This is a genomic window from Caulobacter hibisci (genome assembly GCF_016135805.1).
Classification (GTDB): domain Bacteria; phylum Pseudomonadota; class Alphaproteobacteria; order Caulobacterales; family Caulobacteraceae; genus Caulobacter; species Caulobacter hibisci.
On record NZ_JADWOX010000046.1, the window covers coordinates 1 to 1049 of the forward strand.

Below are 1049 nucleotides of genomic sequence, written 5' to 3' on the forward strand. Positions count from 1 at the left end.
AGCACCTTGCCCTTGAGCGAGTGCAGCGCCCGGACGATGCGCTTGCGGGTGCCGTGGGGCATGATGACGTCGTCGACGTATCCGCGGGAGGCCGCCACGAAGGGGTTGGCGAAGCGGTCCTTGTATTCGGCCTCGCGGGCGGCAAGGGCCTCGGGATCCTTGGCTTCCTGGCGGAAGATGATCTCGACGGCCCCCTTGGCTCCCATCACCGCGATCTCGGCCGTGGGCCAGGCGTAGTTGACGTCGCCGCGCAGGTGCTTGGAGCTCATCACGTCATAGGCCCCGCCGTAAGCCTTGCGGGTGATCAGGGTGACCTTGGGCACGGTGGCCTCGGCGTAGGCGAACAGCAGCTTGGCGCCGTGCTTGATCAGCCCGCCGTACTCCTGCTTGGTGCCCGGCATGAAGCCCGGCACGTCGACCAGGGTGACGAGCGGGATCTCGAAGGCGTCGCAGAACCGCACGAAGCGGGCGGCCTTGCGGGAGCTGTCGATGTCGAGCACGCCGGCCAGCACCTGCGGCTGGTTGGCGACGATCCCGACGGTCTGGCCGTCGAGGCGCGCGAAGCCGCAGACGATGTTGCGGGCCCACTCGGACGAGATCTCAAAGAAGTCGGCCTCGTCGACGATCTTCAGGATCAGTTCCTTCATGTCGTAGGGCTTGCCCGGATCGGCGGGCACCAGGCTGTCGAGGCTGGGCTCGGCCCGGTGCGGGTCGTCGAAGCTCGGCCTGATCGGGGCCTTCTCGCGGTTGGACGAGGGCAGGAAGTCGATCAGCCGGCGCACCTGGGTGAGGGCTTCCAGGTCGTTCTCGAACGCGCCTTCGGCGACGCCGGATTTCGCCGCGTGGACTCGGGCTCCGCCCAGCTCCTCGGCGGTGACCACCTCGTTGGTCACGGTCTTCACCACGTCCGGACCGGTGACGAACATGTAGCTCGTATCCTTCACCATGAAGATGAAGTCGGTCATGGCCGGCGAATAGACGTCGCCGCCGGCGCAGGGGCCCATGATCACGCTGATCTGCGGGATGACGCCGCTGGCCAGGGTGTTTTC

1 protein-coding gene is annotated in these 1049 nt (G+C 67.0%); it reads right to left on the bottom strand.

Annotated elements, in window-relative coordinates:
- Window positions 1-1049 (bottom strand): acyl-CoA carboxylase subunit beta (locus I4Q42_RS25815; protein ID WP_198578972.1); only part of this gene is annotated, 1049 nt, incomplete at both ends.